Source organism: Brevundimonas sp. FV1ps31S (genome assembly GCF_058681265.1).
This window is the reverse complement of sequence record NZ_CM178735.1, coordinates 2,042,818-2,068,896: the sequence shown is the minus strand read 5'-3', so window position 1 is coordinate 2,068,896 and position 26,079 is coordinate 2,042,818. Positions and strand designations below refer to the sequence as shown.

The 26,079-nt window shown below is 66.2% G+C and carries 26 protein-coding genes and 4 tRNA genes; 22 read left to right on the top strand and 8 right to left on the bottom strand.

Features of this window, described 5'->3' with window-relative positions; translation table 11 throughout:
- Positions 1–32: 32 nt before the first annotated feature.
- The 4 genes from ACVPT3_RS09735 to ACVPT3_RS09720 all read right to left on the bottom strand — a co-directional run bounded on the left by ACVPT3_RS09735 (position 33) and on the right by ACVPT3_RS09720 (position 3,665).
- The gene (locus ACVPT3_RS09735; protein ID WP_492040712.1) at positions 33–1,682 is read right to left on the bottom strand and encodes a lysozyme; all 1,650 of its coding nucleotides are present in this window, start codon (positions 1,680–1,682) and stop codon (positions 33–35) included.
- Between the two features lie 69 nt (positions 1,683–1,751).
- Entirely contained in the window at positions 1,752–3,170 is a 1,419-nt protein-coding gene (mgtE, locus tag ACVPT3_RS09730) for a magnesium transporter (RefSeq protein ID WP_492040711.1), read from the bottom strand.
- 62 nt (positions 3,171–3,232) lie between these two features.
- A tRNA-Leu gene (locus ACVPT3_RS09725) sits at positions 3,233–3,317 on the bottom strand.
- A 96-nt stretch (positions 3,318–3,413) separates the two neighbouring features.
- Positions 3,414–3,665, bottom strand: a complete 252-nt coding sequence (locus ACVPT3_RS09720) for a FliM/FliN family flagellar motor switch protein (RefSeq protein WP_183217073.1) — start codon at positions 3,663–3,665, stop codon at positions 3,414–3,416.
- 65 nt (positions 3,666–3,730) lie between these two features.
- Between ACVPT3_RS09720 and lipB the strand changes: the two genes are divergently transcribed.
- From lipB to ACVPT3_RS09700, 4 genes are all read left to right on the top strand, one after another.
- The gene (lipB, locus tag ACVPT3_RS09715; protein ID WP_492040710.1) at positions 3,731–4,447 is read left to right on the top strand and encodes a lipoyl(octanoyl) transferase LipB; all 717 of its coding nucleotides are present in this window, start codon (positions 3,731–3,733) and stop codon (positions 4,445–4,447) included.
- A gap of 126 nt (positions 4,448–4,573) precedes the next feature.
- Positions 4,574–6,055: a hypothetical protein gene (locus ACVPT3_RS09710; protein ID WP_492040709.1), complete on the top strand. Its 1,482-nt coding sequence runs from the start codon at positions 4,574–4,576 to the stop codon at positions 6,053–6,055.
- Between the two features lie 73 nt (positions 6,056–6,128).
- On the top strand, positions 6,129–6,623 hold the full coding sequence (gene msrB / locus ACVPT3_RS09705) for a peptide-methionine (R)-S-oxide reductase MsrB (RefSeq protein ID WP_492040708.1): 495 nt from the start codon (positions 6,129–6,131) through the stop codon (positions 6,621–6,623).
- A 47-nt stretch (positions 6,624–6,670) separates the two neighbouring features.
- Entirely contained in the window at positions 6,671–7,258 is a 588-nt protein-coding gene (locus tag ACVPT3_RS09700) for a hypothetical protein (protein WP_492040707.1), read from the top strand.
- A 136-nt stretch (positions 7,259–7,394) separates the two neighbouring features.
- On the opposite strand, the gene ACVPT3_RS09695 is transcribed toward ACVPT3_RS09700, so the two are convergent.
- Positions 7,395–7,469, bottom strand: a tRNA-Thr gene (locus ACVPT3_RS09695).
- A gap of 411 nt (positions 7,470–7,880) precedes the next feature.
- On the opposite strand from ACVPT3_RS09695, the gene murA reads away from it, so the two are divergent.
- From murA to ACVPT3_RS09630, 13 genes are all read left to right on the top strand, one after another.
- Positions 7,881–9,173, top strand: coding sequence for a UDP-N-acetylglucosamine 1-carboxyvinyltransferase (gene murA / locus ACVPT3_RS09690; protein ID WP_492040706.1), 1,293 nt, complete (start codon positions 7,881–7,883; stop codon positions 9,171–9,173).
- On the top strand, positions 9,173–9,658 hold the full coding sequence (locus ACVPT3_RS09685; protein WP_492040705.1) for a DUF2948 family protein: 486 nt from the start codon (positions 9,173–9,175) through the stop codon (positions 9,656–9,658). Before murA ends, ACVPT3_RS09685 begins: the two co-directional genes overlap by 1 nt.
- Entirely contained in the window at positions 9,655–10,122 is a 468-nt protein-coding gene (locus tag ACVPT3_RS09680) for a UPF0262 family protein (protein ID WP_492040704.1), read from the top strand. The genes ACVPT3_RS09685 and ACVPT3_RS09680 overlap by 4 nt, the downstream gene beginning before the upstream one ends.
- Positions 10,123–10,225: 103 nt before the next feature.
- A complete protein-coding gene (gene infA, locus ACVPT3_RS09675; RefSeq protein ID WP_008261544.1) occupies positions 10,226–10,444 on the top strand; it encodes a translation initiation factor IF-1 in 219 nt (72 codons plus the stop codon).
- Positions 10,445–10,456: 12 nt separating this feature from the next.
- Positions 10,457–11,032 (top strand): Maf family protein, encoded by a 576-nt coding sequence (locus ACVPT3_RS09670; RefSeq protein WP_492040703.1) that lies wholly within the window; start codon positions 10,457–10,459, stop codon positions 11,030–11,032.
- Entirely contained in the window at positions 11,029–12,069 is a 1,041-nt protein-coding gene (locus tag ACVPT3_RS09665; RefSeq protein ID WP_492040702.1) for a ribonuclease E/G, read from the top strand. The genes ACVPT3_RS09670 and ACVPT3_RS09665 overlap by 4 nt, the downstream gene beginning before the upstream one ends.
- On the top strand, positions 12,066–12,230 hold the full coding sequence (locus ACVPT3_RS09660) for a DNA gyrase inhibitor YacG (RefSeq protein WP_492040701.1): 165 nt from the start codon (positions 12,066–12,068) through the stop codon (positions 12,228–12,230). Before ACVPT3_RS09665 ends, ACVPT3_RS09660 begins: the two co-directional genes overlap by 4 nt.
- Before the next feature lie 63 nt (positions 12,231–12,293).
- Positions 12,294–12,369, top strand: a tRNA-Phe gene (locus ACVPT3_RS09655).
- 546 nt (positions 12,370–12,915) lie between these two features.
- Positions 12,916–13,803, top strand: a complete 888-nt coding sequence (locus tag ACVPT3_RS09650; protein ID WP_492040700.1) for a MotA/TolQ/ExbB proton channel family protein — start codon at positions 12,916–12,918, stop codon at positions 13,801–13,803.
- A 5-nt stretch (positions 13,804–13,808) separates the two neighbouring features.
- Positions 13,809–14,243 carry a biopolymer transporter ExbD gene (locus ACVPT3_RS09645; RefSeq protein ID WP_492040699.1) on the top strand — a complete coding sequence of 145 codons (435 nt, stop codon included), beginning with the start codon at positions 13,809–13,811 and terminating at the stop codon, positions 14,241–14,243.
- Positions 14,244–14,257: 14 nt separating this feature from the next.
- Positions 14,258–14,974, top strand: coding sequence for an energy transducer TonB (locus tag ACVPT3_RS09640; protein WP_492040698.1), 717 nt, complete (start codon positions 14,258–14,260; stop codon positions 14,972–14,974).
- A gap of 130 nt (positions 14,975–15,104) precedes the next feature.
- Positions 15,105–15,181, top strand: a tRNA-His gene (locus ACVPT3_RS09635).
- 96 nt (positions 15,182–15,277) lie between these two features.
- Positions 15,278–16,264, top strand: coding sequence for an aldo/keto reductase (locus tag ACVPT3_RS09630; protein WP_492040697.1), 987 nt, complete (start codon positions 15,278–15,280; stop codon positions 16,262–16,264).
- A 79-nt stretch (positions 16,265–16,343) separates the two neighbouring features.
- Here ACVPT3_RS09630 and ACVPT3_RS09625 read toward each other — a convergent pair whose 3' ends face one another.
- On the bottom strand, positions 16,344–16,766 hold the full coding sequence (locus ACVPT3_RS09625) for a DUF2147 domain-containing protein (protein WP_492040696.1): 423 nt from the start codon (positions 16,764–16,766) through the stop codon (positions 16,344–16,346).
- A 203-nt stretch (positions 16,767–16,969) separates the two neighbouring features.
- Here ACVPT3_RS09625 and ACVPT3_RS09620 point away from each other — a divergent pair, with 203 nt between their 5' ends.
- From ACVPT3_RS09620 to adhP, 3 genes are all read left to right on the top strand, one after another.
- Complete coding sequence (locus ACVPT3_RS09620; RefSeq protein WP_492040695.1) at positions 16,970–17,944, top strand: GAF domain-containing protein; 975 nt, start codon at positions 16,970–16,972, stop codon at positions 17,942–17,944.
- Between the two features lie 134 nt (positions 17,945–18,078).
- Positions 18,079–19,596, top strand: coding sequence for an acetaldehyde dehydrogenase ExaC (exaC, locus tag ACVPT3_RS09615; RefSeq protein WP_492040694.1), 1,518 nt, complete (start codon positions 18,079–18,081; stop codon positions 19,594–19,596).
- 143 nt (positions 19,597–19,739) lie between these two features.
- Positions 19,740–20,768, top strand: coding sequence for an alcohol dehydrogenase AdhP (adhP, locus tag ACVPT3_RS09610; RefSeq protein ID WP_492040693.1), 1,029 nt, complete (start codon positions 19,740–19,742; stop codon positions 20,766–20,768).
- A gap of 83 nt (positions 20,769–20,851) precedes the next feature.
- Here adhP and ACVPT3_RS09605 read toward each other — a convergent pair whose 3' ends face one another.
- On the bottom strand, positions 20,852–22,072 hold the full coding sequence (locus ACVPT3_RS09605) for an acyltransferase family protein (RefSeq protein WP_492040692.1): 1,221 nt from the start codon (positions 22,070–22,072) through the stop codon (positions 20,852–20,854).
- A gap of 152 nt (positions 22,073–22,224) precedes the next feature.
- Between ACVPT3_RS09605 and ACVPT3_RS09600 the strand changes: the two genes are divergently transcribed.
- Positions 22,225–23,025 (top strand): LytTR family DNA-binding domain-containing protein, encoded by an 801-nt coding sequence (locus ACVPT3_RS09600; RefSeq protein ID WP_492040691.1) that lies wholly within the window; start codon positions 22,225–22,227, stop codon positions 23,023–23,025.
- A gap of 194 nt (positions 23,026–23,219) precedes the next feature.
- Positions 23,220–23,729, top strand: coding sequence for a hypothetical protein (locus ACVPT3_RS09595; RefSeq protein ID WP_492040690.1), 510 nt, complete (start codon positions 23,220–23,222; stop codon positions 23,727–23,729).
- Positions 23,730–23,732: 3 nt separating this feature from the next.
- Here ACVPT3_RS09595 and ligA read toward each other — a convergent pair whose 3' ends face one another.
- Complete coding sequence (ligA, locus tag ACVPT3_RS09590) at positions 23,733–26,066, bottom strand: NAD-dependent DNA ligase LigA (RefSeq protein ID WP_492040689.1); 2,334 nt, start codon at positions 26,064–26,066, stop codon at positions 23,733–23,735.
- Between the last annotated feature and the right edge of the window lie 13 nt (positions 26,067–26,079).

Sequence of the window (26,079 nt, the reverse complement as noted above, 5' to 3'; positions counted from 1 at the left end):
TACCATCGTGCATCCTCTTTCGCAAAACAGTCTTAGGCTTGGTCGACTCGGCCCCAGCGTCGATAAAGGTTGTAAGCAGATGCGCCGACGCAGGCGAGGGCGATGACGGCCAGGACCCAACCAATCAGGGCCGGTTCTCCGTTCGACGCGGACGCCTGTCTGAAGGCTGCCATCGAGGCGCCGAACGAGAGCAGGCCGATGATGCCCATTGCCAGGAAGGTCAGGGTCTCGCTCCATTTGAATCCGGACGGGACGGTGACGTCCGTCTCCTGGCCCAACTCGACCGCGGCGTCGTCCACCGAGCCGCCTTCCGGCTCGAACAGGGGCGCCTGGTCCGGATGCGACGACGCATTGTGCTCGGGCCAGACCAGCCGGTCCTCCGGCCGCTGGGTTTGATGTTCGGGCGCGCCTGTCAGAGTCAGGTGCGCTGGAGGCGTTTGAAGGACAGGAACAGGGGCGGTGGGAGCGAACACCGGAACCACCATCGGCTCGGACGGCGGCGCGGCGGTCTGAAGTTCCGGTTCAGCCTCTTGCTGGAATGAGTTCGTAGGAGGGGTCGTCTCGACCGATTCCGCCTCGACAGCGGCCGGGTCGAGCAGGCTGTCCGGGGAGGCGGCTTCCTCGGCAGGCGTCAGTTGTTCGGCCGCTGGCTCCTGCGCCACGGAATCGTTGGATAGATCGGCGAGCGGCGTTTCCTCGGCTTCGTCGGAGGGGAGAGCCGGCGTAACGGATTCGGCCTTCACGGGCCGAAGGCCGAACCCCACCAGCGGTCCCAGGGCGCGAACCGCGTAGGGAGAATAGAAGGTCGATGCGGCGGCCGGTGTGGGCGCCTCGATCGGCGAAGGCGTGCCTGTCGAGATTTCGTCAAGCGGAGCGGCGACGGGAGGACCGTGATTGCCGCTAGAATCTTCCGACGTGGGCTGCAGGTCCGGCGTCAGGTCGGACGCCGTTTCGGAGGCTTCGTCCGCCGCGCCGGCCAAGCCTTCGCCGAGCAGGGCGGCGACGGCCGCCTCGCGCGTCATGGACGTTGCTGCGACGGCAGGAGGCGGAGGCGAGCTCTGCGGCTGGGTTTCGGAGTTCGAATCAGAGGACGGCGGCAGAGCCGGGAAGGGGGCCGCCGCAGGTGCGTCGACAGCCTCCGTCTGCTCCGACGGCTCGATCGATCCGGCGGCTTCGACCAAAATGGCCGTGGGCGGGGGCAGGGGCGCGGCCAGCAGATCGGCCAGCGACGCTGGCGCGTCGGGATCCGCCACGAACAGCGCGCGCTCGGCGGCGCGGCGGCGCGGCGGAGTGACGATGTCCGGATCATCCACCCATGTGGTCAGGGCGTTGGCGGCCTCGAGTGGCGCGCCGGCGTTCAGTCGCGCCAGGACGTCGGACGTCTTGAACCGATCGACGCCGACCGAAAAGGCGAAGCTGGACAGGGCGTCGAACTGATGCTGGTTCAGCGGAACCTGGATCGTTCTGACCGCCTCCGCCACGGGAATCAGGTCGTATTGCAACAGGAGTTCGGCGTCGCTCTCCGACACCGTCAATCCTTCGCGCGCTGACTTGGTATGGCCATAACCGATGGTCCAACGGCCATCGGCGCGCTGAATGGCTCGAGGGCGGAAACCCTCGAAGCTCTTGATCAGAATGACCCCTTCGCGAGAGATCTTGGCGGGTTTGGTCGTGTCAGACAAAGGTGTTGCCCCAAAGCGAGACGGCGGCCGAAGCCATGGCGCCGTCTCAGCAAGCATGGGGCCAGATTTCTACAACAGAACCATCGTCGCGAGGCCGAGGAAAATCAGGAATCCGAAAAAATCCGTCGTCGCGGTGACGAAAACGGCCGACGATACGGCCGGGTCGAACTTCAGCTTCGACAGCGTCAGGGGCGTCAGCACCCCGATACAGGCGGCCACCAGCAGGTTCAGGATCATGGCCGCGCCTATGACGAGGCCGATCCTCCAATCTTCGTCACGGAACCAGAAGCCTGCTGCGACGCCGATCAGAGGGGCAAGCACCATGCCGTTGGCGACGCCCACCGCCAGTTCCCGCAGGAAGGTCCGCATCGCATTGGCCGAATTCAGTTCGCGCGTCGCGAGGGCGCGCACTGTGACGGTCAGGGCCTGGGTGCCGGCATTGCCCCCGATGGCCGAGACGATCGGCATCAGCACCGCCAGGGCGACGATCTGCTGGATCGTGCCCTCGAACAGGCCGATGACGCTGGCGCCCAGCGCCGCCGTCGCCAGGTTGATCGCCAGCCAGGGGACACGGCCGCGCACGATCTCGGACACGGATGACCCGCGGTCCTCGTCGGCGACACCGGCCAGACGCAGGATGTCCTCGCGGTTCTCTTCCTGGATGATGTTGACGATGTCGTCGACGGTGATCTGACCGACCAGCCGGCTTGCCGCGTCCACGACCGGCGCCGAGATCAGGTGGTATTTCTCGAAGATATACGCGACTTCTTCCTGGTCCTGATCGACGGTGATCTCGTTGATCGGCTCCATCAGGTCGCTGAGGGCGACGCTGCGCGGCGCCCGGAGCAGGCTGCTGATCGGCACGCCGCCCACCGGGCGATTCAGAGGGTCGACCACATAGATGTCGAAGAAAAGCTCGGGCAGATCGTCGCCTTGCTTGCGGATGTGGTCGATGGTGTCGCCCACGCTCCAGAATAGCGGGGCGGCCATAACCTCGCGCTGCATCAGCCGGCCGGCGGACTCCTCATCGTAGCCCAGGCTGTTTTCGATCGCGGCGCGGTCGACATCGGGCATGGCGGCGAGGACGCGTTCACGCTGGCCCTCCTCGAGGTCCTCGACGACGGCGGCGGCGTCGTCGGAGTCCAGTTCCTGCAGGGCTTCGGCCAGGGCGCCGTGCGGCACCCGTTCCAGAACCTCTTCCCGAATTCCGTCGTCCAGTTCGGGCAGGGTCTCGGCCAGCAATTCCGGCGGCAGCCACAGCACGACCACGGCGCGGACCTCGGCCGTGATGAAGCCCATCAGGTCGGCGACGTCGGCCGGGTGAAGGTCTTCCAGCAGCGACCGCAGCCGCATTCCGTCGCCGGCGTCGGCGGCGTCCACGACTTTCTCGACGAATTGAGGGGTGAGGACATAGTCCGCGTCCAGGGCGGCGTGGTCTTCGGTATCAGGCGCTTCGGCTGGAGCGAAGGCGGAGTCCGTGTTGCTCACGTTGTCGCCTCCCTTGGTATGTCCAGCCGTAGTTAGCCGATGAATCGCCCTGTTTAGCCAGATGGTGCGGTCGAGAAGACTCGAACTTCCACGGGTTGCCCCACAGCGACCTCAACGCTGCGCGTCTACCAATTCCGCCACGACCGCTCGCATCGGAGCGGCGGCGAATAGACGAAGCCGCCGGAAAAGGAAAGGCTCTCTTTTCCATCGCGTCGCGCTTTATGCGTCTCGGCTGTTCCCGCCTCAGGCCGCGCCGGCCATGAAGTCATAGACGTCGGCGGGGCGGGTGACGGTGATGGCGATGCGGTCATCGCGAATCTCGATCTCGCCGCGGGCGACCGGATGATTGTTCGCCAGGATCCAGACCTCGTCGCCTTCGGAGGCGTCCAGCGGAATCACCGCGCCGCGTCCCATCTTCAGCAGTTGGGACATCGGCAGCACCATACGGCCCAGCACTACGGAAATTTCGACGTTGACGGCGTTGATCTGGGACACGGGTGCTCTCGTTCACTTGAGGTCGTCCCCTTGCGGAAACGCCTCGAGCTGCACATTGAAGCCGTATGCTTGCCGAGCCGTTAAGTCCTGACCTTCAAAAGCTGCGCCGCGAGGACGATCGCCCCGTCGAATGGGTCGTGTCGTCACGCCATGTCGACTACGCCGCCGCCGAAGCCTTCATGGAGGCCCGCGTCGCCGCCATGGCGGCGGGAGAGGCGGACGAGATGGTGTGGCTTCTGGAGCACCCCCCTCTCTATACCGCAGGGGTTTCGGCGCGGGACGAGGACTTGCTGGACGCTGGGCGGTTCCCCGTGCACCGAACGGGGCGAGGCGGGCAATTCACCTATCATGGGCCAGGGCAGCGCGTGGCCTATGTCATGCTGGACCTGAACCGGCGGGGCCGGGATGTGCGCGCCTTCGTGCGGGGGCTGGAGCAATGGCTGATCGGCGGATTGGGCGAGTTCGGGGTGACGGCCGGCGTGCGCGAGGGCCGGGTCGGCGTCTGGGTCGAGCGCAGGGGCGCGGGTTGGGCGCGTGAGGACAAGATCGCCGCGATCGGCGTCAAGGTGCGCAAATGGGTCAGTTTCCACGGTGTCAGCCTGAACGTGGAGCCAGATCTGGATCATTTCGGCGGCATCGTGCCGTGCGGCATCCAGGAGCATGGCGTCACCAGTCTGGTCGACCTGGGCGTACTGGCGACCATGGACGAGGCTGACGCGGCGCTGAGGAGCAGTTTTCACCGGATATTCGGCGACACAAAGCCGCAGACGGCGCCGCTCTAGCGGGAAGAGCGAGGCAGAAAAACCGCGGGCAGTCCGACTTCCCCTCGCGTGGGGCTTGGCAAGCAGGGTTCGCTTAAGGTTTAACGGCCGCACCCTAAGCTTCCCAGCCCGAGCCCCGGAGTCTCCATGAACCGCTTGATCGCCGCCTCGGCCGCCGTCCTGTCCCTGACCCTGGCCGCGGGCGCCGCCTCGGCCCAGGACTTCCGCGCTCTGGCGCAACAGGATCTGCAGACGGTCCACGACGTCCTGGCCGCCAACCATCCCGCCGCCGTCGTGCCCGGCGCGCCCGGTGACGCCTTCCGCCAGTGGATCGACGCTGGCCTGGCCGACGCCCGGTCCAAGGTCGGCCGCGTCAACAGCGGCGACAGCCACGCCTATCTGCTGCGCTATTACGCCAACGGCTTCCGCGATTCGAATATCTCGGTCCGCCCGACCTATGAAGGTCTGGGCCCCTTCTTCGCCACCGGCTGGTCGGGCGTGACCACCGCCTGGCGCGACGGCAAATATGTCGTCGCCTATGTGAAGCCGGGCGTCCGCAATGCGCCGCCGGTCGGCTCGGTGCTGATCGACTGCCTGGGCAAGAGCGCCGAGGATCTGGCCGCCGAACGCCTGGACCGCTGGGAAGGGGACTTGACGACCGAGGCGGGCCGCGTCCGCACTGCGCCCTATCTGCTGTGGAACCGCAATAATCCATTTGCGGGTGGAATGCCGCCGCTGTGCAACTTCCAGAACGGCCGTCGCACCAAGGAGTATCAGCTCCAAGGCCAGCCGGCGGACCCCGCTGCACTGGAAGCCGCCTACCGTGCCACTGTCTATACGCCCAGCGCCACCCCGCTGGCGATCGAGACCGTCAACGGCCGCCCTTGGCTGCATGTCCACACTCTAGAGGACCAGGCTGATTTCGCCGCCTTCTTCGCCGCGGTCGACGCCCAGCTGGACGCCATCCGGGGTCCGCAGGGCTTCGTCATCGATCTGCGCGGCGCCAACGGCGCATCGCTTAACGCCACGGGACGCGGCTACGTACTTGCCAACCACATCTGGACCCCCGAGTTCACCGTCAGCCGCCAGCCGGAGGCGGGTTCGATCACCTATCGAGCCACCCCGGCTAATCGCCAGTGGTTCGTCGATACCTTGGCGCGGATGCAGGCCGATCCGCGCTTCGTCGCAGAATCGAGCGCGGTGATCGAACAGACCCAGGCCATTGTCGCCGCCTTCGATTCGGCCCTTGCCGCCGGCCAGGAGACCTTCTCGATGCCCGGCCGTCCCTCGGTGCCGGACACGGGTGCGCCCAATCCGGTCGCCGGGCCGGTGATCGTCCTGGTCGATGGCGGTTGCACCAGCGGCTGCCTGGATACGCTGGACCTGCTGACTCGCCTGCCGAACGTGCGTCTCGCCGGATCCGTCACGGCCGAAGACTCGATCTTCGTTGAACCGACCGTGCTGCGCCTGCCGTCGAACTATGCGGACCTCAGCTATGGCCACAAGGCCTGGATGACACGCGAGCGGGGGAATGACGCACCCTTCGCCCCGGCCCAGGGCCTGACCTACGCCGGCAATCCGACCGATGAGACGGCGGTCCGCGCCTGGGTCGGCACGTTGTTCCAGTAAGACGAGCCGCGACGGGCGCATCAAGGGGCGGGCAGGGGTGGAACCTCGGCCCGCCCCGTCTTATTTGAGGCTAATGACCGATCTCGCCCCAAACACCGAAACCAAGCGCTCGCCATCTGGCTATGACCTCACCCCGCCTGACGAGGCCGAACGCGCTCGGCTGGAAGCCGATCTGAATCCTGAGGAAAGGCGCGTCCTCCTGTCTCACGGCACGGAGGCGCCCTTCTGCGGAACCTTGCTGGGTGAGAAGCGGGCCGGGGTCTTCTGCTGCCGCGAATGCGGACTGCCTCTGTTCAAGAGCGGAACGAAGTTTGAGAGCGGCACCGGTTGGCCCAGCTTCACCGAGCCGGTTGATCCGACCCATGTCCACGAAGTCCGCGACACCAGCTACGGCATGGTCCGGATCGAGACCCAGTGCGCCCGCTGCGGCAGCCACCAGGGCCACGTCTTCCCCGACGGCCCGCCGCCGACGGGAAACCGCTACTGCATCAACTCCGTGGCGCTCAGCTTTGTTGCGACGGGCGAGCCCCTGCCGGACCCGTTGCAGCGGGGGGACGGAAACGCCTGACCTTGGCCTTATTCGCCGTGCTAGGATGATCTGGAAGGAGACGGCGCATGATGATCGCAGGATTCTTGGCCGGTATGGCGCTGATGGCGTCGGGGAGCGACCCCGACGGCGTTGTCGCGACCGCGCCCACCAACGCTCCCAGCCTGGCGGACGCCCTGGCCGCTGCGCCCGAGGCTGTGGCCGCCGCACCCACGGCCCAGGACGCCGCGCCCCACGGCCTAACCACTGAACAGCAGATCCAGCACTGGATCGACAGCCGCACCCCCGGCGCCAGCTTCCAGGAGCCGACCGACGCCGGCCCTGTTGATGATCGTCAGGTTCATGGGATGGTCGAGGCGGGGGTGGGCACCGGGGGCTATCGCAGCTACGCCGCCGCAGTCTCCATGCCGATCGGCGAGAACGGGCGGCTGGATTTGTCCTATCGCGAGGGCCGCAACCAGCCGTGGGGGTATGGTTATGGCGGCGGCTACGGCTTGCGCGGGCCAGGCCTTCATTCGCCCTACGGCGGCTGGAGCGGCCGGGGATACGGCGTCGACGCCAGCAGCAAGTCGCTGTCGATGGGGCTCAGTTGGACCAAGGACAAGGATACGGACGAACGGGATCCATATCGGCCCGGGGCGTCGACCTACGACTGAGGGGCGTGGTCACCTGGCACATGTCCAAATGGCGCCTGGCGCCCTTAAGATCGGGGCCATCGCCCCTCCATCCAAAGGACGATCACCTGCGCCTATGCAAAAGGCCCGGCTTTCGCCGGGCCTTTTCAGTCTCAGATGGTGCCGCCGGGGGGAATCGAACCCACGACCTCAGCCTTACCAAGGATGCGCTCTACCACTGAGCTACGGCGGCCCCGACTGAGGAAGCGGCCGTATAGCCAGAGGCTTCCGGGGAGGGAAGCGGTTTTTTGACGATCTGAAAGAAAGTTTGGACATGGCCCCTGATCACGGCATTCTACGGTCATGACTCGCCCCCCGCATGACGCCGATACCCCGACTGCCGCGCCCGTCGCTGCGCCCTCTGCCGAATCGAACACGCCGTCGGAGGTGGAGCGGGCCAGGGCTGAGCGGGCGATCCGGTTGGCTTCCGCCTTGCGCGCCAACCTTAAGCGCCGCAAGGCGCCGGCCCGCACCCCGCCGACGCCTAAAGACAGCAACTGAAAGTCATCGGCCCGCGCCCGCTCCGCCCTTTGGCAAGCGCGCTCTGACTTGCTAGAGAACCATCCCCCCGAGGCGTTTCCTTCGGGCGCGCTTCAAGGACGTCATGGACAGTATCGCCATTCAGGGCGGCGCCCAGCTTTTCGGGGACATTCCCGTCAGCGGCGCCAAGAACTCCGCCATCAAACTGATGGCCGCCTCGATCCTGACGGATCAGCCCCTGTTGCTGACCAATATGCCGCGCCTGGCGGACACGCGGTTCCTGGGGCAACTGCTGCGCCAGTTCGGCGTCGAGGTGACCGAGCGCGACGGCGCGGAGGGGCAGGAGAGCCTGTTCCACGCCCGGACCCTGAGTTCGACCTTCGCCCCCTATGATCTGGTCCGGCAAATGCGGGCCTCGTTCAACGTGCTGGGGCCGCTGCTGGCCCGCACCGGCGAGGCCAAGGTGTCGTTGCCCGGCGGTTGCACCATCGGCGCACGCCCGGTGGACTTGCATCTTCAAGCCCTGACGGCCCTCGGCGCCGAGATCGAGCTGGAAGAGGGCTATGTCACCGCCAAGGCGCCGTCCGGTCTGAAGGGCGCCGAGATCGAGTTTCCGTTCGTTTCGGTCGGCGCCACCGAACACGCCCTGCTGGCGGCCGTGCTGGCCCAGGGGACAACGGTTCTGCGTCGCGCCGCGCGCGAACCCGAGATCGGCGATCTGGCCCGCTGCCTGACGGCGATGGGGGCGAAGATCGATGGGATCGACACCGACGTCCTGACCATCACCGGGGTCTCGTCGCTGAGCGGCACGACCTGGTCGGTGATTCCCGACCGCATCGAAATGGGCTCCTACGCCGTCGCCGCCGCCATGGCGGGCGGCGAGGTGCGGCTGACCAAGGCGCGGGCCGAGCTGATCGGCGCCCTGACGGACAAGATGATCGAAGCCGGCGTGGAAGTGACGCCGACCGCCGACGGCGTGCTGATCAAGCGCGATCCCAAGATCCGGTTGCAGGCGGTGGATATCGAAACCGCCATCTATCCCGGCTTCGCCACCGATCTGCAGGCCCAGTTCATGGCTCTGATGACAACGGCCGACGGCGTCAGCACGGTGCGCGAGACCATTTTCGAGAACCGGTTCATGCATGTGCCGGAGCTGGCGCGTCTGGGGGCAGAGATCTCGGTCCATGCGGGCGAGGCTCAGGTGCATGGGGTGGAGGTGCTGCACGGTGCCCAGGTGATGGCCACCGACCTTCGGGCCTCCATGTGCCTGGTCATCGCCGGACTGGTCGCCCAGGGCGAGACGACGGTCGGACGCGTCTATCATCTGGATCGCGGTTTCGAGCGTTTGGAAGAGAAGCTCGGCGCCTGTGGCGCGGATATCCGACGGATCAAGGGTCAAGACGATGGGATGGGCTGATGAGCACTGAGGTCGACCGCGTCATCCCCGAACCCAAGGCGCCGGTCGAGCCGCTGCGCCTGCTGGCGGAGGACGCCGACGATCTGCAGATCATCTCGGCGGCGCTTCAGGACGCCATCCTGCGGCCCGTGGACATCGTCTGGGAGAAACAGGCGCGCACCCTGACCATCGCCTTCAGCCGCTTCTGCTGGGAATGCGGCGGGACACGGGTGATGTGCGCCATGCAGTTCGGCGACGTCATGGCGGTCAAGAGCCGGCGTCTGTCGCGTAGTCCCGATGCCTCGCTGGAGCTGCTCGCGCTGGATTTTCTGCCGGCGGAGGCGCCGGGCGGACGGGTGATCCTGATGTTCGCGGGCGGCGGCGATCTGCGGATCGACGTCGAATGCCTGGACGCCGTAGTCACCGATATCTCCGAGCGGTGGCCGGCGCGGGTCGCACCGACCCACCTGGACGCCCCTGAACTGGATGAAGGGAATGCGGCATGAGCGGCGCCCACAGGCTGGCCTCGGTCGAGCTGGACACGGTCACCCTGCCGGCGGCGACGGCCGAGATCGAGCATGAGCGTCGCGTCGCTATCTTCGACCTTGTCGAGAAGAACAGTTTCGAGCCCGTGGGGGCGGAAGGCGGCTCCTATAGACTGAAGCTGTCGCTCCAGGACAATCGGCTGGTGTTCGACATCGACGGCGAGGACTTCACCCGGACCTACGCCATCAGTCTGACGCCGCTGAAGAGCGTGCTGAAGGACTATCTGCTGATCTGCGACAGCTATTACGAGGCGCTCCGCGGCTCGTCTCCCAGCCAGATCGAATCGGTCGACATGGGCCGGCGCGGCCTACACAATGAGGGCGCTGAGCAGCTGAAGACGCGTCTGGACGGCAAGATCGTCGTCGATCACGAGACGGCGCGGCGACTGTTTACGCTGCTCTGCGCCCTCTACCGTCGCGGCTGACCTCGACTATCTCTGCATTTTCGGGCATTAGGCCCCTCCATTCCGCCCCTCGCGCCCGCCCGGCGTGGGGTCGAACGCATATTCAACGGGCGCGAGAGGCCGCATGGCTAAGGAAGAACTGCTCGAGTTTCCCGGCACCGTCAGCGAACTGCTGCCGAACGCCACCTTCCGCGTGACGCTCGAGAACGACCACGAGATCATCGCCCACACGGCGGGCAAGATGCGCAAGAACCGCATCCGCGTGCTGGCCGGCGACAAGGTTCTGGTGGAAATGACCCCCTACGACCTGACCAAGGGTCGCATCACCTATCGCTTCAAGTAAGGGGCGGCTCGTATGAGCCGGCCTGAGCTGGTGCTGGCCTCGGCCAGCCCGCGCCGCATTGAGTTGCTGGCGCAGGTCGGGATCACGCCCGACCATATCGATCCCGCTGATATCGACGAGACGCCGCTGAAGGGCGAGACGCCCACACGTCTCGCCGAACGCTTGGCGACGTCAAAGGCTCAGGCCGTTGCCGCTCGGCGGCCCGACGCCGTGGTGATCGCCGCCGACACCGTGGTCGCGGTAGGTCGGCGTTTTCTTGAGAAGGCCGCCGATGAGGCGGAGGCGACCCGTTTCCTGAAACTGCTGTCCGGCCGCAATCACCGGGTCTTTACCGGCGTGGCTGTCGTGCGCGACGGAAAACTCTCCTCGCGGGTCAATGAGACCCGCGTAAGCTTCAAGCCGCTCTCGGACCATGAGATCGCCGCCTATGTCGCCACCGGCGACTGGCGCGGCAAGGCGGGCGGCTACGGCATCCAGGGGCCGGCGGGCGCCTTCGTGCAGCGAATCGTCGGCAGCCATCCCGCCGTCATGGGCCTGCCCCTCTATGAGGCGGTGCAGTTGTTGCACGGCGTCGGTTGGCGGGCATGAGCGGCGAGGTCGAGACCTTTCTCGATGAGGCGCCCGGCGAGACCCGAGGCGCGGTCCTGCGTGACGGCCGCTACACCCATCTTCTGATCCATCGGGACGGCGATCTGCCCCAGCATCGGCTGGGCGCTCGGTCCGTTGGCCGGGTGGCGGAGATCAATCCCGGTCTGCGCGGCGCCTTTATCGATCTGGGCGCCGGGGTTCCGGCCTTTCTGCCCTTTCACCGCAACGAACGTTTGACCCAGGGCGAGCGGCTGGAGGCGACGGTCATCGCCGAGCCGCGCGCCGGCAAGGGCGCCGTCTTGCGCCGCCTCGGACCGGGGGAGGGGGCGCCTCGCCTGTTGGAGGCCGCGCCCAGCATCACCGCCCAGCTGCGAGACCTCGGCGGGGGCGGGGGCTTGACCACAGGTCTCGCCGCCATCGACGCGGTCACGGAGGCGGAGGAAGAGGCCCTGGCGCCCAGTCATGTCTTCACCTCCCACGGAATCGACCTCGCCATCCAACGCACCCGCGCTCTGATCGCTGTCGACATCGATCACACGGCCGGGACGGGGCGTGATCCGAAACAGGCGCGTGCGGCGGCGAATCGCCAGGGGCTGAACCAGGCCGCGCGTCTGATCGGCCTGCGGAACTGGGGCGGGCTGATCGTCATTGACCTGGTCGGCGACGCCGAGGACGCCTCCGCTGGAGACAAGGCGGCCCGCGCGGCCTTCGCCCACGAACCCCAGGCCGTGTTCGGCCCGATCAGCCGGTTCGGCCTGTTGCAGATGTCGCTGCCGTGGCGGCGGAGGCCGATCGAAGAGATTCTGTTCGAGGGCGGCGGAAGGCGGTCGGTCCAGACCGAGGTGCTGGCCCTGGCGCGTGCGCTGCGCCGGCGACTGTTGTCCGACACGCGGTCTCCACGCGTCGTCGCGCGCTGTGCGCCGGACGAGGCGGCTTTTCTGGCCCCCCTGGCCGCCCGAATGGGGCCGCGCGCCTCGGTGCGGGCTGACGCTGACGTACGGCGAGGGTGCGGCCGTATTGAAGGACCGGATCGATGAGCACATGCCCCATCTGCCGCAAGGCCGACGCAGATCCCAAATACAAGCCCTTCTGCTCGCGACGCTGTTCCGAGGTTGATCTTCAGCGCTGGTTCACCGGCGCCTACGCCATTCCGGCCGCGCTGGACGAAGGCGCCGAAGATGATGGCGAAAAGGACTGAAACGACGCTGGACAGGCCGAAAAGCCTCGCCTATAGACCCGCCTCTCGCGACGCCGCGTCGGCGCCTGGATAGCTCAGCTGGTAGAGCAGCGGATTGAAAATCCGCGTGTCGGTGGTTCGAACCCGCCTCCAGGCACCATCTTTTATTTGGCTGCGAAAAACCCCTCGATCCACTGTTTCGGAGCCAGTCGTAAGGCCGTCGCCGCGTGCGTCATGGCGCCGCGACCAGAGCCAGGGGACGGATGATCCGAGAAACGTTCCCCCGGAAGCATAAAACTGCGCGGGATGGCGCTTTCGAACAAGCTTGCGCCAACCGCTTCAAATTCATCACGGAAATGTCGTGCTTCCGCGACGCGAGGGCGGGGGGCGGCACGATCTGACTGATCTTCGTGCCTTAGGGGAAATCCCGCTCTTGTCCCTTGACGCTCCGGTAAGGGTTCGCCAAAGGGGTTGCGACGCCCTCCCACAAAGGCGTCAGACGGATTCTCAGGAGGCGCGTTCTCCAACGGTTCGGACATCGGAGGCGGTACGGGCGACCGGACGCGTCTCCACTCAAGAATTCAGCGACCGATTGATCCTGATGGGACATTGGGCGTTGAAGGAAACATTTCAGGTTGGGGGGCGGCCCTTTGACACGGCCGCACCTTTGGTTCCACGAGTCAGACCAAGCAGGAACTGGCGAATTATGCTGAACAGCAAAAAGACGAACATCATTCTCGCCATGGCCGGCGCCGCCGTGCTGATGGCGAGCTCGCCGGTTCTGGCCCAGGCCCCGGCCGAGCCGACCCCGGCAGCCGCGCCTGCGGAAGCCCCGACGGCGATGGCTCCCGCCGCCGACGCGGCAAACCCGGAAACCGTCAACGAGTCCGTTGGCGGCGCTCACGGCGGCGGCATCACCCCCATCTCCATGTTCATGGAAGCGACCCTGGTCGTTAAGGTCGTCATGGCCGGCCTGCTGCTCGCTTCGATCCTGTCCTGGACCCTGCTGCTCATCAAGCTGTTCGAGTTCGGCTCGCTGAACCGCAAGACCGACACCTTCCTCGAGAACTTCCGCGGCGCCCGCACCATCGCCGACATGCGCGCCGTCGCGACGCAAGAAGAGTTCGACGGCAACCCGCTGGCCGACATGGCCGCTGCGGCGACCGAAGAAATCGAAATGTCGCGTCAGGCTGGTCTTTCGGTCACCGGCGAACATCTCGACAACGCCATGGGCCGCGCCCAGGCTGCCGTCGTCGCCGTTCAATCCGGTCTGGCCAAGCGCCTGTCGGGCGGTCAGCAGTTCCTGGCCTCGGTCGGCTCCATCGGCCCGTTCGTGGGTCTGTTCGGCACCGTGTACGGCATCATGAACTCCTTCATCGGCATCGCGGAATCCAACACGACCAACCTGGCCGTGGTTGCTCCGGGTATCGCTGAGGCCCTGCTGGCCACCGGTATCGGCCTGTTCGCCGCTATCCCGGCCGTCGTCTTCTACAACTACTTCAACACGCGCATCGCCGGCTACGGCACCCGCGCCGACGGCTTCGCCGCTGAGCTGCTGAACGGCATCTCGCGTCAGCTCGACAAGGGGGCGTAAGACGGATGGCCGCCAAGATTAAATCGGGCGGCGCTGGCAACCAGGTAGAGGCCAACAGCGATATCAACGTCACGCCTTTCGTTGATATCATGTTGGTCCTGCTGATCATCTTCATGGTCGCGGCCCCGCTCGCTTCCGTGTCGGTGCCGGTCGAGTTGCCAATCGCTGTCGCCAAGGCGGCCCCGAATCCGCCCAAGCCGGTCTATATTTCGATCCAGAATGACGGCGACGTCTTCGTGGGCGATTTCCCGACCAGCGTCGGCTCGCTGGGAGATGATTTGCAGCAGCAAATCGGCTCCCGGAACCCGGCTGACGAGCGGATCTTCATTCGGGGCGACCAAAACACTCGCTACGGCGACTTCATGCAGGTCATGAACGCCCTGCAGGATAACGGCTTCTACAGCGTTGCACTGGTCGGTGAAGACCAGGCGACCCAATAGAGCGCGGAGATAGAATGACAGACGTCGCATATCATCGCAGTCGTTACGACGTACCCAAGACGAAGGGGTTCATGGGGGTTTCCTACCCTGTGCTCATCGTCTGCCTGCTGGTCGTCACCATCCTGTTCGCCCTGCTGATCTTCTTCCTGCAGCAGTCGAAGTTCAAGCTGAAGGAATTCAACTACGTCGACGAGTCCGTCGAGGTCGAGTTGGTCGAGCCGGTTCCGCCGCCTCCGCCGCCTCCGCCGCCGCCGCCTCCGCCGACCGACACGCCCCCGCCGCCCAAGCTGCAGGTCCGCGTGCCGGCTCCGGTGCCGAACATCGTTCCTCCGCCGCCGGTGAACATCACGCCGACGCCGAAGGAAGAACGGGTCGAGTACAAGGGGCCTCCGGTGAATATCCCGGGACCGCCGCCGCCTCCGGCTCCGCCGGCGCCGCCGCGTCCCCCGGTGATTTCGAACCCGCGCATCACGCGCCAACCCGATCTGGCCCGGTTCTATCCGGATCGCGCCCTGGAGCGTGAACAGTCGGGTCGTACCGTCCTGGAGTGCCAGGTGGAGACGAACGGCTCGCTGACCAACTGTTCGGTCGTGAGTGAGTCGCCCTCGGGCGCCGGGTTCGGCCAGGCCGCTCTGCGAGCGGTGCGGACGATGCGGATCGAGCCCGCCATGCGCGACGGTCAAGCCGTCGTCGGGCGTGCAACCATCCCGATCAACTGGCGTCTCGGCTAAGCCGCGACACCAGATCAAGGATCAGGCCCCGACGGGAAACCGCCGGGGCCTTTTCTTTGTCGCGGGAAGGTCAGAAATCATTTGATCACCTGCCGAAGGCCCGGTAGAGAACGCCCCTCGCGATGCGCGGGCCGCCTTAGCTCAGTTGGTTAGAGCGCCGGTTTGTGGAACCGGAGGTCCTCAGTTCAAGCCTGAGAGGCGGTACCATCTCTGCGGCGGACGGGCTTGCGACCCGCCGTCGGAGCGCCCATCTCCTGGCCGTCGGCGCCCTCGCCGATCCCCCACATCGACAGGAGAGCGCAGATGAAGACGCGCAAGCTGGGTCCAAACGGGCCCGAGGTGTCAGCCATAGGCTTGGGCTGTATGGGCATGAGCGCCTTTTACGGCGGGTCGGAAGAGGCTCAGTCCGTTTCTGTCATTCATCGGGCCCTCGATCTCGGGATCAGCCTGTTCGACACCGCGGAGATGTACGGGCCCCACACCAACGAGCGTCTGGTCGGCGAGGCGCTGAAGGACCGACGCGACAGAGCCTTCATCGCCACCAAATTCGGCATTAACTACAACGCTGATCGTTCCAAGTTGCTGACCGACGGCAGCCCGGCCAATGTCCGCCGCGCCATCGATGGCAGCCTGCAGCGTCTGGGCGTCGACCATGTCGACCTCTATTACCTGCACCGCGTCGATCCCGACACGCCGATCGAGGAGACGGTCGGCGCGATGGCCGAGCTGGTCACGGCGGGGAAGGTCCGCTTCCTGGGCCTGTCGGAAGCCGCGCCCGAGACGCTGCGCAAGGCCCATGCGACCCACCCGATCACGGCGCTTCAAACCGAATATTCACTCTGGAGCCGCGAGCCCGAGGACGAGCTGTTCTCGGTCGTGCGCGAACTGGGCATCGGGTTTGTGCCCTACAGCCCGCTGGGCCGAGGCTTCCTGTCGGGGGAGATCACCTCGATCGACGATCTGGCGGCCGACGACTTCCGCCGCAGCAATCCCCGCTTCATGGGCGAGAATTTCCAGAAAAATCTGGATCTGGTCGAGGCGATCAAGGCCATCGCCGCCGACAAGGGCGTCACCGCCGCGCAATTGGCCCTGGCCTGGGTGCTGCATCAGGGCGGGGATCTGGTCCCTATCCCCGGCACCCGTCGTATTCCGACCCTGGAACAGAATGCCGCGGCCGCCGACATCATCCTGACGCCGGAGGACCTGGGGCGGATCGAAGGGGTGTTTCCCAAGGGCTCCGCCGCCGGTCATCGCTATGCCGAGGCGGCGCGCGCCGCCCTCAATCGCTAAAGTATGAACCGCTAGAGCGTGGACATGAAGAGGCCCGGTCGGATCGTCCGACCGGGCCTCTTCCTCTATTCGAAATCCACTATTGAATGCGGGTCCAGGTCTGGGTCTTGCAAAGGGGAGCGACGACGCAGCCGCGGAGACGCAGGCTGTTGTCGTTGGTCATGGTGATCGTGCCGCGATAAGTGCGGCCGTCGGCCGGATTGTAGACCGAGCCGTCGCGCCATTCGGTTGGACCGCCGGTGAAGCCGGTCAGCATGGGCAGGTTGCGTAGGGTCCGGTTCCGCTGGGCGGCGTCGCGATTATGCTCGTCACGAGCGTTGGGGTCGGTTCGGATATGGTCCGAATTCACCAGGGTCCCGCAAAGCGCCTGACCGCAGCGGGCGATCCGCACCTGGCCGCCGTTGGTTGGGGTCTGCCACAGGCCGGTCGGATCGGCTGCCAGGGCGGGAGAGGCGAGGGCGGTCGCCAGGGCAGCGGCGGCCAGCATCATCTTGGTCTTCATGGTCGTTTCCTTTGCTCGGGTCGGTACAGCGACCCGTTGAGAAGCAGGGTGATCCGGGTTTCGGTTCAAAACAAGGCTGAACCGATCACCTTATCGCAATGAAAACCGGACCTTAGGGAAGGTTTCGCAGGGTTCAGGCGGGTCGCCTTGACCTTGCCGTGCGGCAAGCGTCTGATCCGGCGAAACAAGCCTTGGGAGACACCATGGGCGACCGACCAGGAAACCATCACAAAAGCCTGATCAAACAGGCGCTCGGCAACAGCGCCGAGGCGGCGCGGTCGGCCCTGGCCGCCTCCTGGCGTCGGTCCATGTCGCTGTATGGCCTGGATCCCGAGGACGTCGGCCGTCCGCAAACCCTTACGGAGGCGCAACTGCACGAGGCGCGCCAGGCGATGGAGCCGATGACGCGAGCGGCGCAAGGGGTGCTGGATCGGCTGTTCCTGGCCGTCGGCGACACCGGCTGCTGCATTCTGCTGACCAATGCCGACGGGGTGCCGGTGGAGCGTCGTGGCGCGGCTGTGGATGACGAGATCTTTCGCCGCTGGGGGCTGTGGCCCGGCGCCATATGGTCCGAGGCGGTCGAGGGCACCAACGGCATCGGCACGGCCCTGGCGGAACACCGGCCCCTGACCATCCATCGGGACCAGCATTTTCACACGCGCAACACGGCCCTGAGCTGTACCAGCCATCCGATCCATGATCATCTGGGGCGGCTGGCCGGTCTGCTGGATGTCTCATCCTGCCGGGCCGATGCGACAGAGGGAATGCTGGGGCTGATCGCGGCGGCCGTGGCGGACGCGGCACGGGCCATTGAGGCCCAAACCTTTCGTCAGGCCTTTTCCCAGGCGCGGATCGTCTTGGCCGGGGAGACGGTCGAACGCAATACGGCGGCCCTGCTGGCGGTCGACCGGGACGATCTGGTGATCGGCGCCACCCGTGCGGCCCGCCTGGCCCTGTCCATCACCGACGAGCGGATTGCGGCTCAACTGGCGGCGTCCGAGGTGCTGGGGGCGGGCTGTGTCGAGACGGAACTGCTGGAGGCCGAGCGCGGGGCGGTGCGTCGCGCCCTGGCGCGCAGCGGAGGCAATGTCTCGGCAGCCGCGCGAGCCCTGGGGGTCAGTCGTGCGACCCTGCACCGCAAGCTGCACCGATTGGGCCTTTCACGCGAACCTCATTGAGCCAACTGTCGCAAGTGTGCGACAGGTTTGCGTCGCACCATGAACAGCCTGTCTGGCGGATCGGCTGGGTCGAGCCGAACTTCTGGTCCCAACGACGTCGAAAAGCGACGCCCGAGGGAAAGCCAGGAGTGTTTATGACCAAACCCGAATTTGCGCGCGCCGTGACCCCCAAGTTCAAGGCGCGCTATGACAACTACATCGGCGGCCAGTGGGTCCCGCCGGTCAACGGCCGTTATTTCGAGAACACCTCCCCGGTGAACGGCCGCGTCCTGTGCGAGGTCGCACGCTCGGACGCGGCCGACGTCGAACTGGCGCTGGACGCCGCTCACGCCGCCAAGGACGCCTGGGGCAAGACCAGCGTGGCCCAGCGCGCCGTCATCCTGAACAAGATCGCCGATCGGATCGAAGCCAATCTCCAGGCCGTCGCCGAGGCCGAGACCTGGGACAACGGCAAGCCGGTGCGCGAGACCCTGGCCGCCGACATCCCCCTGGCCATCGACCATTTCCGCTACTTCGCCGGCTGTATCCGCGCCCAGGAAGGCGGGATTTCGGAGCTGGACCACGACACGGTCGCCTATCATTTCCATGAGCCGCTGGGTGTCGTCGGCCAGATCATCCCGTGGAACTTCCCCATCCTGATGGCGGCATGGAAGATCGCGCCGGCCCTGGCGGCGGGCAACTGTATCGTCATGAAGCCGGCGGAACAGACGCCGGCGTCGATTCTGCTGCTGATCGAACTGATCCAGGACCTGCTGCCCGCAGGCGTGCTGAACATCGTGTCGGGCACGGGCGCCGAGGTGGGCGAGCCACTGGCCACCAATCCCCGGATCGCCAAGATCGCCTTCACGGGCTCGACCGCTGTGGGCCAGAAGATCATGGAGTATGCGACCCGGAACATCATTCCTGTGACGCTGGAGCTGGGCGGCAAGTCGCCGAACATCTTCTTCAAGGACGTGATGGACGCCGACGACGCCTTCCTGGACAAGGCGCTGGAAGGGTTTGCGATGTTCGCCCTGAACCAGGGCGAGGTCTGCACCTGCCCCAGCCGGGCCCTGATCCACGAAGACATCTATGAGGCCTTCATCGCCAAGGCCATCGCCCGGGTAGAGGCCATCGTCCAAGGCGATCCGCTGGACCCGGCCACCATGGTCGGCGCCCAGGCTTCGGAACCGCAGTTGAAGAAGATCCTGAGCTATCTGCAGATCGGCAAGGACGAGGGGGCTGAGGTGCTGACGGGCGGCGAGCAGTCGCTGCTGCCGGACGACCTGTCGGGCGGCTATTACGTCAAGCCGACCGTGTTCAAGGGCACCAACGACATGCGGATCTTCCAGGAGGAGATCTTCGGTCCCGTCCTGGCCGTGACCACCTTCAAGACCTTCGAAGAGGCCATGGAGATCGCCAATGACACCGAATACGGCCTGGGCGCCGGGGTTTGGTCGCGTGACATGAACACCGCCTATCGGGCGGGTCGGACCATCCAGGCGGGCCGCGTCTGGACCAACTGCTATCATCAGTACCCGGCGCATGCGGCCTTCGGCGGGTACAAGAAGTCGGGTATCGGGCGGGAGAACCACCGGATGATGCTGGACCATTATCAGCAGACCAAGAACCTGCTGGTCAGCTACAGCCCCGACAAACTGGGCTTCTTCTGATCTGTATCAAGGATGGCCGGTCCAATATCGGCCATCCTGTAACGGCTCTCTGATCCGTCAGTCCGGAGAGCGCACTCCCAGGCGGGCGGGCCGGTGTCCTGCTTCCGGTCCGCCCGTTCCCCCAAAATCGACGAGGATGTTCCATGCCCAGAACCATGAAGGCCGCTGTCGTGCGCGCGTTTGGTCAGCCGCTGACCATCGAAGAGGTCGCCATCCCCGAACCGGGGCCGGGCCAGGTCCAAGTCAAGATCGAGGCCTCGGGCGTCTGCCACACCGATCTGCACGCGGCCGAGGGCGACTGGCCGGTCAAGCCGAACCCGCCCTTCATTCCGGGCCACGAGGGCGTCGGTTATGTCTCGGCGGTGGGGGCGGGGGTCACCCTGGTCAAGGAGGGCGACCGGGTCGGGGTGCCGTGGCTGTACTCGGCCTGCGGTCACTGCAAACACTGCCTGGGCGGCTGGGAGACCCTGTGTCACGACCAGCAGAACACCGGCTACTCGGTCAACGGCGGCTTCGCGGAATACGCCATTGCCGACCCCAACTACGTCGGCCATCTGCCGGCCAATGTCAGCTTCACCGACATCGCCCCGATCCTGTGCGCCGGGGTCACGGTCTACAAGGGGCTGAAGATGACCGACACCAAGCCGGGCGACTGGGTGGTGATCTCAGGCATCGGCGGCCTGGGCCATGTGGCGGTCCAGTACGCCAAGGCCATGGGGCTGAACGTCGCCGCCGTGGACGTGGACGACGCTAAGCTGGATCTGGCGCGACGGCTGGGCGCGACCGTGACGGTCAATGCCAAGACGTCCAACGACCCCGCCGCCGACATCAAGGCCCAGACCGACGGCGGCGCCCAGGGCGTGCTGGTAACGGCCGTCTCGCCCAAGGCCTTCGAACAGGCGGTCAATATGACGGCGCGGGGCGCGACCGTGGCCCTGAACGGCCTGCCGCCCGGCGACTTCCCCCTGTCAATCTTCGACATGGTGCTGAACGGGACCACGGTGCGCGGCTCCATCGTCGGCACCCGTCTGGACCTGCAGGAGGCGCTTCAGTTCGCCGCCGACGAGAAGGTCAAGGCCACGGTCTCGGTTGAACCGCTGGAGAACATCAACAGCATCTTCCAGCGGATGCGCGACGGCCAGATCGAGGGCCGGATCGTCATGACGATTTGAAAATGCATCTGACGAAGATCTTTGCTTGAAGTTGAGAGGGCTGGGCGGTCCCAGCCCTCGCATCAGGCGGGCGACCGCACGGTTCACCCTTCCTTCTGCGGCTTCACCCCCAACAACAGGCCCATCCATCCGATCCGGCGCGCGATCTCGTAGGCGAAGAGACAGCCCAGGGCGGTGATCAGGATTAGCAGGCCGGCCTCCACGCCCAACGGCAGGTGGAGCGTGGCCAGATTATAGGCCGCCACAACCGTCACGGTCTGGTGGACGATATAGAAGGGGAAGACGCCTACCGAGAGATAGCGCAGGGCCGGAGCGTCCCGGTTCAACCATCGTGCGCCGAAGCCCAGGATGGCGGCGATGAAGCTGGCCTGATCCAGCGCATAGACGATCCGCATCGCCTGCCTGAGCGGCTCGGACGGATTGACGTCGCCGCGATAGACCCAGGCATAGGTCGCCCAGGCCGCCCAGCTGCACAGGGCGATGATCAGGGCCGGCCAGCGCAGCCGCATCAGGGTCTGACGCGCCTCTTCCGATCGGGCGATCAGATAGCCGAACAGGAAGGCGCCGAAGCTGAGGGCGTGGTTGTACCAGTCGTCGGTCAGGGCATGGGTGATCTCGAACCGGGGCGCCAGGAACCAGCGGATCAGGATCAGATACAGCACCGGCCAGACCACCAGCCCCCATCCCCGAAATGCTCGATCCCCCGCCGCCTGAAGCGCGCGCCGGGCGGCCGGAAAGGCGATCATCGCCGCCAGCAGCAGGCTGTAGGGCAGCAGATAGGCGATGAACCACAGGTGGTTCCACGTCGGCGTGGTCAGGCAACCGTCGGCGTCGCACCAGTGGCCGGTCGAGGTGACGTACCGCACCCAGAAGTCCTTGAGCACCGGTCCATGCGCGGGGTCGGCTATGCCCAAGCCCTTGGCCGCTTCGAGGATTTCGTAATAGCTCTGGGGCGGCACAATGACGAACATGCCGAACAGCAGCGGCGGCAAGAGGCGCAGGATGCGCGATCCGGCCAGCGCCCATCCGCTTTGCCCGCGCGCGGCGAACCCGTCCGCCAGAAACCGGGTCGCACAGCCCGAAACCAGGAACAGCAGGGTCAGCCGCCAGGGGTTCGTCAGCAGCATGATCGGCTCAAGCGCCTCGACCGGACGTGGGCTGTTCACATGGTAGTCCCAAGGCACGTAGAACATGCCGACGTGATAGAGGATCAGCAGCATGAAGGCGCCGACGCGAATCCAGTCCAGATCGTATCGTCGGCCCGTCGTCGCGGACGGCGACACGAGCGGGGGCGTAACAGACATGCGAGAACTCCATGGCGAATGATGCAGGCCCCGTCCTCGCGGACCGACGGGCGGTTCAGCAATCGTCTGGGGCCGTGCGGGCGCCTGGCGGGGACGGCGCCGGGGTCGCTGGGACGAACGGCGCGCGTGTCGTGACGAGTGGATGGGCGGCTATGGCGCGACGCCTGAACGGTCGCGACCTGTGGCGGTGCGCCCTGGCGGTCCTGGCCTTTTCGCTGATAAACACGCCGGTCAACATCCTGACCGCTCAGGCGGACAATCCGGATGTAGCCGCCTGGAAGCCCATGGTCTGGGAAGTGTCGAGCACCCTCACCCTGATGGCGGTGATCTGGATCCCCTGGCTGGCCGCCAGTCTGGCGCCGCCGGACGAGGCGGCGGGCGAGGGATGGCGGCCCAAGGCGCGGTGCGCCGGGATTCATCTGGCGGCGCTTATGACCTTTTCGGCCCTGCACGTCAGCGGTTTTGTGGCGCTGAGGAAGCTCGGCTATTTTGTCATGGGGGCGAGCCTCTATCAGTTCGGCGACCGGTTCGGCTATGAGCTGCGCAAGGACCTGGTGACCTATGTCCTGCTGGTCGGAGGCTTCCTGCTGACCGCCTATCTGCGGCGGCGGCGCGATGAACCGGTGCGGCCGGTCAGTTTCGACATTCGTGACGGGGCCCGCATCATCCGCGCGCCCCTGGCCGATATCCTGGCGGTCAGTTCGGCCGGGAACTATGTCGAGTTCCTGCTGGCAGACGGGCGGCGTCCGCTGATGCGCGCGACCCTGGCGGCGGTGGAGGCCGAACTGTCGCGGTTCGGCTTCGTGCGGGTCCATCGCTCGTGGCTGGTCAATGCAGAGCGCGTCACCGGCCTGCAACCCGACCGCTCTGGCGACTGGACCGTGGAACTGGGGGCGGTCAATGCGCCCCTGTCACGCCGCTATCCCGCCGCCCTGGCGACGCTGCGCGGATAGCCGATCAGGGCCAGCCACTCGTCTTCGGTCAGGATCTGGGTCGGTTGAGTTGACTTGCTCGCGGACGGCGTAAGCATTGCGCAATCCAGACGCGCTATTCTGGCAATATGAAGAGGGTGCTCTACGGTTTTATTCTGGTCGCATTGGGGTTGGCAGGGTGCGCCGCCCGAGCGCCTACACGGGTGGGTGACGCCGTGATCCTGCCTGAGCCGAGCGACTATCGTGTCGTTATGGAGGGGCGATCATTTGTCATCGGTCCAATCCGTCGCACTATCGTAAGTCGCGGCGACTGGAGATTTGTCGAGGAGATCTCCAACGGCGAGCGCCGCAGAACTTTAGAAAATTCAGATCGAAGCGTCGTCTGGTCAGCGCAATGGGACGGGCAGGCGACGCACACGAGGATGTGGGCCAGCCACAATACGGCTTCAGCACCGACTGAGAAGCCAAGGATCGAACGAACGCCGGAAATCGTTCTCGGTCGGGCGTGCCACTGGATCGACGGCATGCCCCGCGTGCAGGACATTGGCCAGGCGCAATTCGTGACCGCCGATGGAATGCTGTTGATCGAGGAAAACATCACCCGGGGGCGGCTCGCGGGGGAATTACGCGCCGTCTTAATAACGGCAGGTCCCACTTCCCTTGATGACTGGGCGCCGGGAGATGATCCGTTCGACCCTCGGACCTGGGGCTTCCCGATCCCCTGACGCCTATCCCCCGATCAGCGCCAGCCACTCGTCCTCGGTCAGCACCTGAACCCCGTGTTTTTCGGCGTCCTTCAGCTTCGAGCCGGCACCGGGGCCGGCGACGAGGTAGTCGGTCTTTTTGGAGACGGAGCCCGAGACCTTGGCGCCCAGGCTTTCGGCGCGGGCCTTGGCTTCGTCGCGGGTGAAGCGTTCCAGGGCGCCGGTGAAGACCACGGTCTTGCCCGCGACCGGGGTGTCGGACTTGGGGCGTTCGGCGTCGAGGATTTCGGTCAGTTCGGCCTCCAGCGCGGCGACGACCTGAAGATTGTGCGGCTCGTGGAAGAAGTGGGCCAGGGCCAAGGCGGCGACGGGGCCGACGCCGGTGACGCCGGCGATCTGGTTCAGGATTTCGGACGGGCCTTCCTCGCGCGCCACCCGGGCCAGTTCGACCAGGCCGGACCAGTCCTGAACCATAGTCGCCAGCGAACGCCGGGCCGGGGCGGCCATGCCGGGGAAGGCCTGGCTGATCTTCATGTCCATGGTCGCCTCGGGCCATGGATCGGCGGCGGGCGGCGTCGCCTCGGCCATCAGGGTCAGGACGCGGGGCGATATGGCGTGGGAGGCGGCCAGGGCGGTCCAGGCGTCGGAAGGCACGCCGGAAGCGGCCTGGAGGCAGGCGGCCTTCAGCGCGGGCCAACTCTCGAAGGCGCGGGCCAGGACGATGGAGGTCTGTTCGCCGATGTCGCGTATGCCCAGGCCGAACAGGAACCGATCCAGCGAGATGACGCGGCGGGCGTCGATGCCGGCGACCAGGTTGCGGATGCTGGTCTCGCCATAGCCGTCTTCGCGTTCCAGTTCCTTCAGCCGCGCCTCGTCGCGCGCCAGGCGGAAGATGTCGGCCGGCTCCTTGATCCAGCCGCGCGCGTTGAAGGCGACCAGCTGTTTCTCGCCCAGGCCCTCGATGTCGAAGGCGCGGCGGCCGACGAAATGTTTGAGCCGTTCGACGATCTGGGCGTCGCAGATCAGGCCGCCGGTGCAGCGGCGCTTGACCTCGTCGCCCTCGCGCACCGCCTCCGAACCGCAGACCGGGCATTTGTCGGGGAAGACATAGGGCACGGCGTCGGTGGGACGTAACTCGGGGACGACGCCCAGGATCTGGGGGATGACGTCGCCGGCGCGTTGCAGGCGCACCGTGTCGCCGATGCGGACGTCCAGACGTTCGATCTCGTCTTCATTATGCAGGGTGGCGTTGCGGACCACGACGCCGCCGACGGTGACGGGGTGGAGACGGGCGACGGGGGTCAGGGAGCCGGTGCGGCCGACCTGGATGTCGATGCCTTCCAGCACCGTGGTCGCCTGTTGGGCGGGGAATTTGTGGGCGATGGCCCAGCGGGGGCTACGGGCCACGAAGCCCAGGCGGCGCTGCCAGTCGATGCGGTCGACCTTGTAGACCACGCCGTCGATGTCATAGCCCAGGGTCGCACGGTCGCGTTCCAACTCGCGATAGACTTCGATCAGGCCCTCGGCGCCCTCGACCCGGCGCGAACGGGCGTTGACGGGGAAGCCCCAGGCCTTGAGCTTCTGCAGGGCCTCCCACTGGGTCTCGGCGAAGTCGCTGGAATGTTCGCCCCAGGCGTAGGCGAAGAAGTTCAACGGGCGTTTGCCCGTGATCCGGGCGTCCTTCTGGCGCAGGGAGCCGGCGGCGAAATTGCGGGGATTGGCGTAGGTGCGGCGGCCCTCGGCTTCCGCGGCGGCGTTGAAGGCGGCGAAGGCGTCGTTGGGGGCGTAGACCTCGCCCCGGATCTCGATCCGGTCGGGCCAGTCGTCGCCGGCCAGGGTCTGTTTCACATCGGCGATGGTGTTCAGATTGGCGGTGACGTCCTCGCCCGCACGACCGTCGCCGCGCGTGGCACCGATGGTCAGCTTGCCGTCCACATAGAGGAGGTTGGCCGACAGGCCGTCGATCTTGGGCTCGGCGACGAAGGCGATGGGCTCGTCGGCGGGCAGTTTCAGAAAACGGGCGATGCGGGCGACGAAGTCGCGCACCTCGCCCTCGTCGAAGGCGTTGTCCAGGGACAGCATGGGCACGCCGTGGCGCACCTCGGCGAACTGGCTGGAGGCGGCGGCGCCGACCTTGTTGGATGGGGAGTCGGGGCGGACCAGGTCGGGGAAGGCGGCCTCGATCTCCAGGTTCCGGGCGCGCAGGGCGTCGTAGTCCGCGTCGGAAATCTCGGGCGTCGCCTCATTATAGAGGGCGTCGTGGCGGGCCATTTCGGCGGCCAGCCAGGCCAGTTCCTCGGCCGCAGTTTCGGCGGTCAGGTCTTCGACGGGCGGGAAGGGGGGAATCGCGCTGGACATGTCGTGGTCTCAT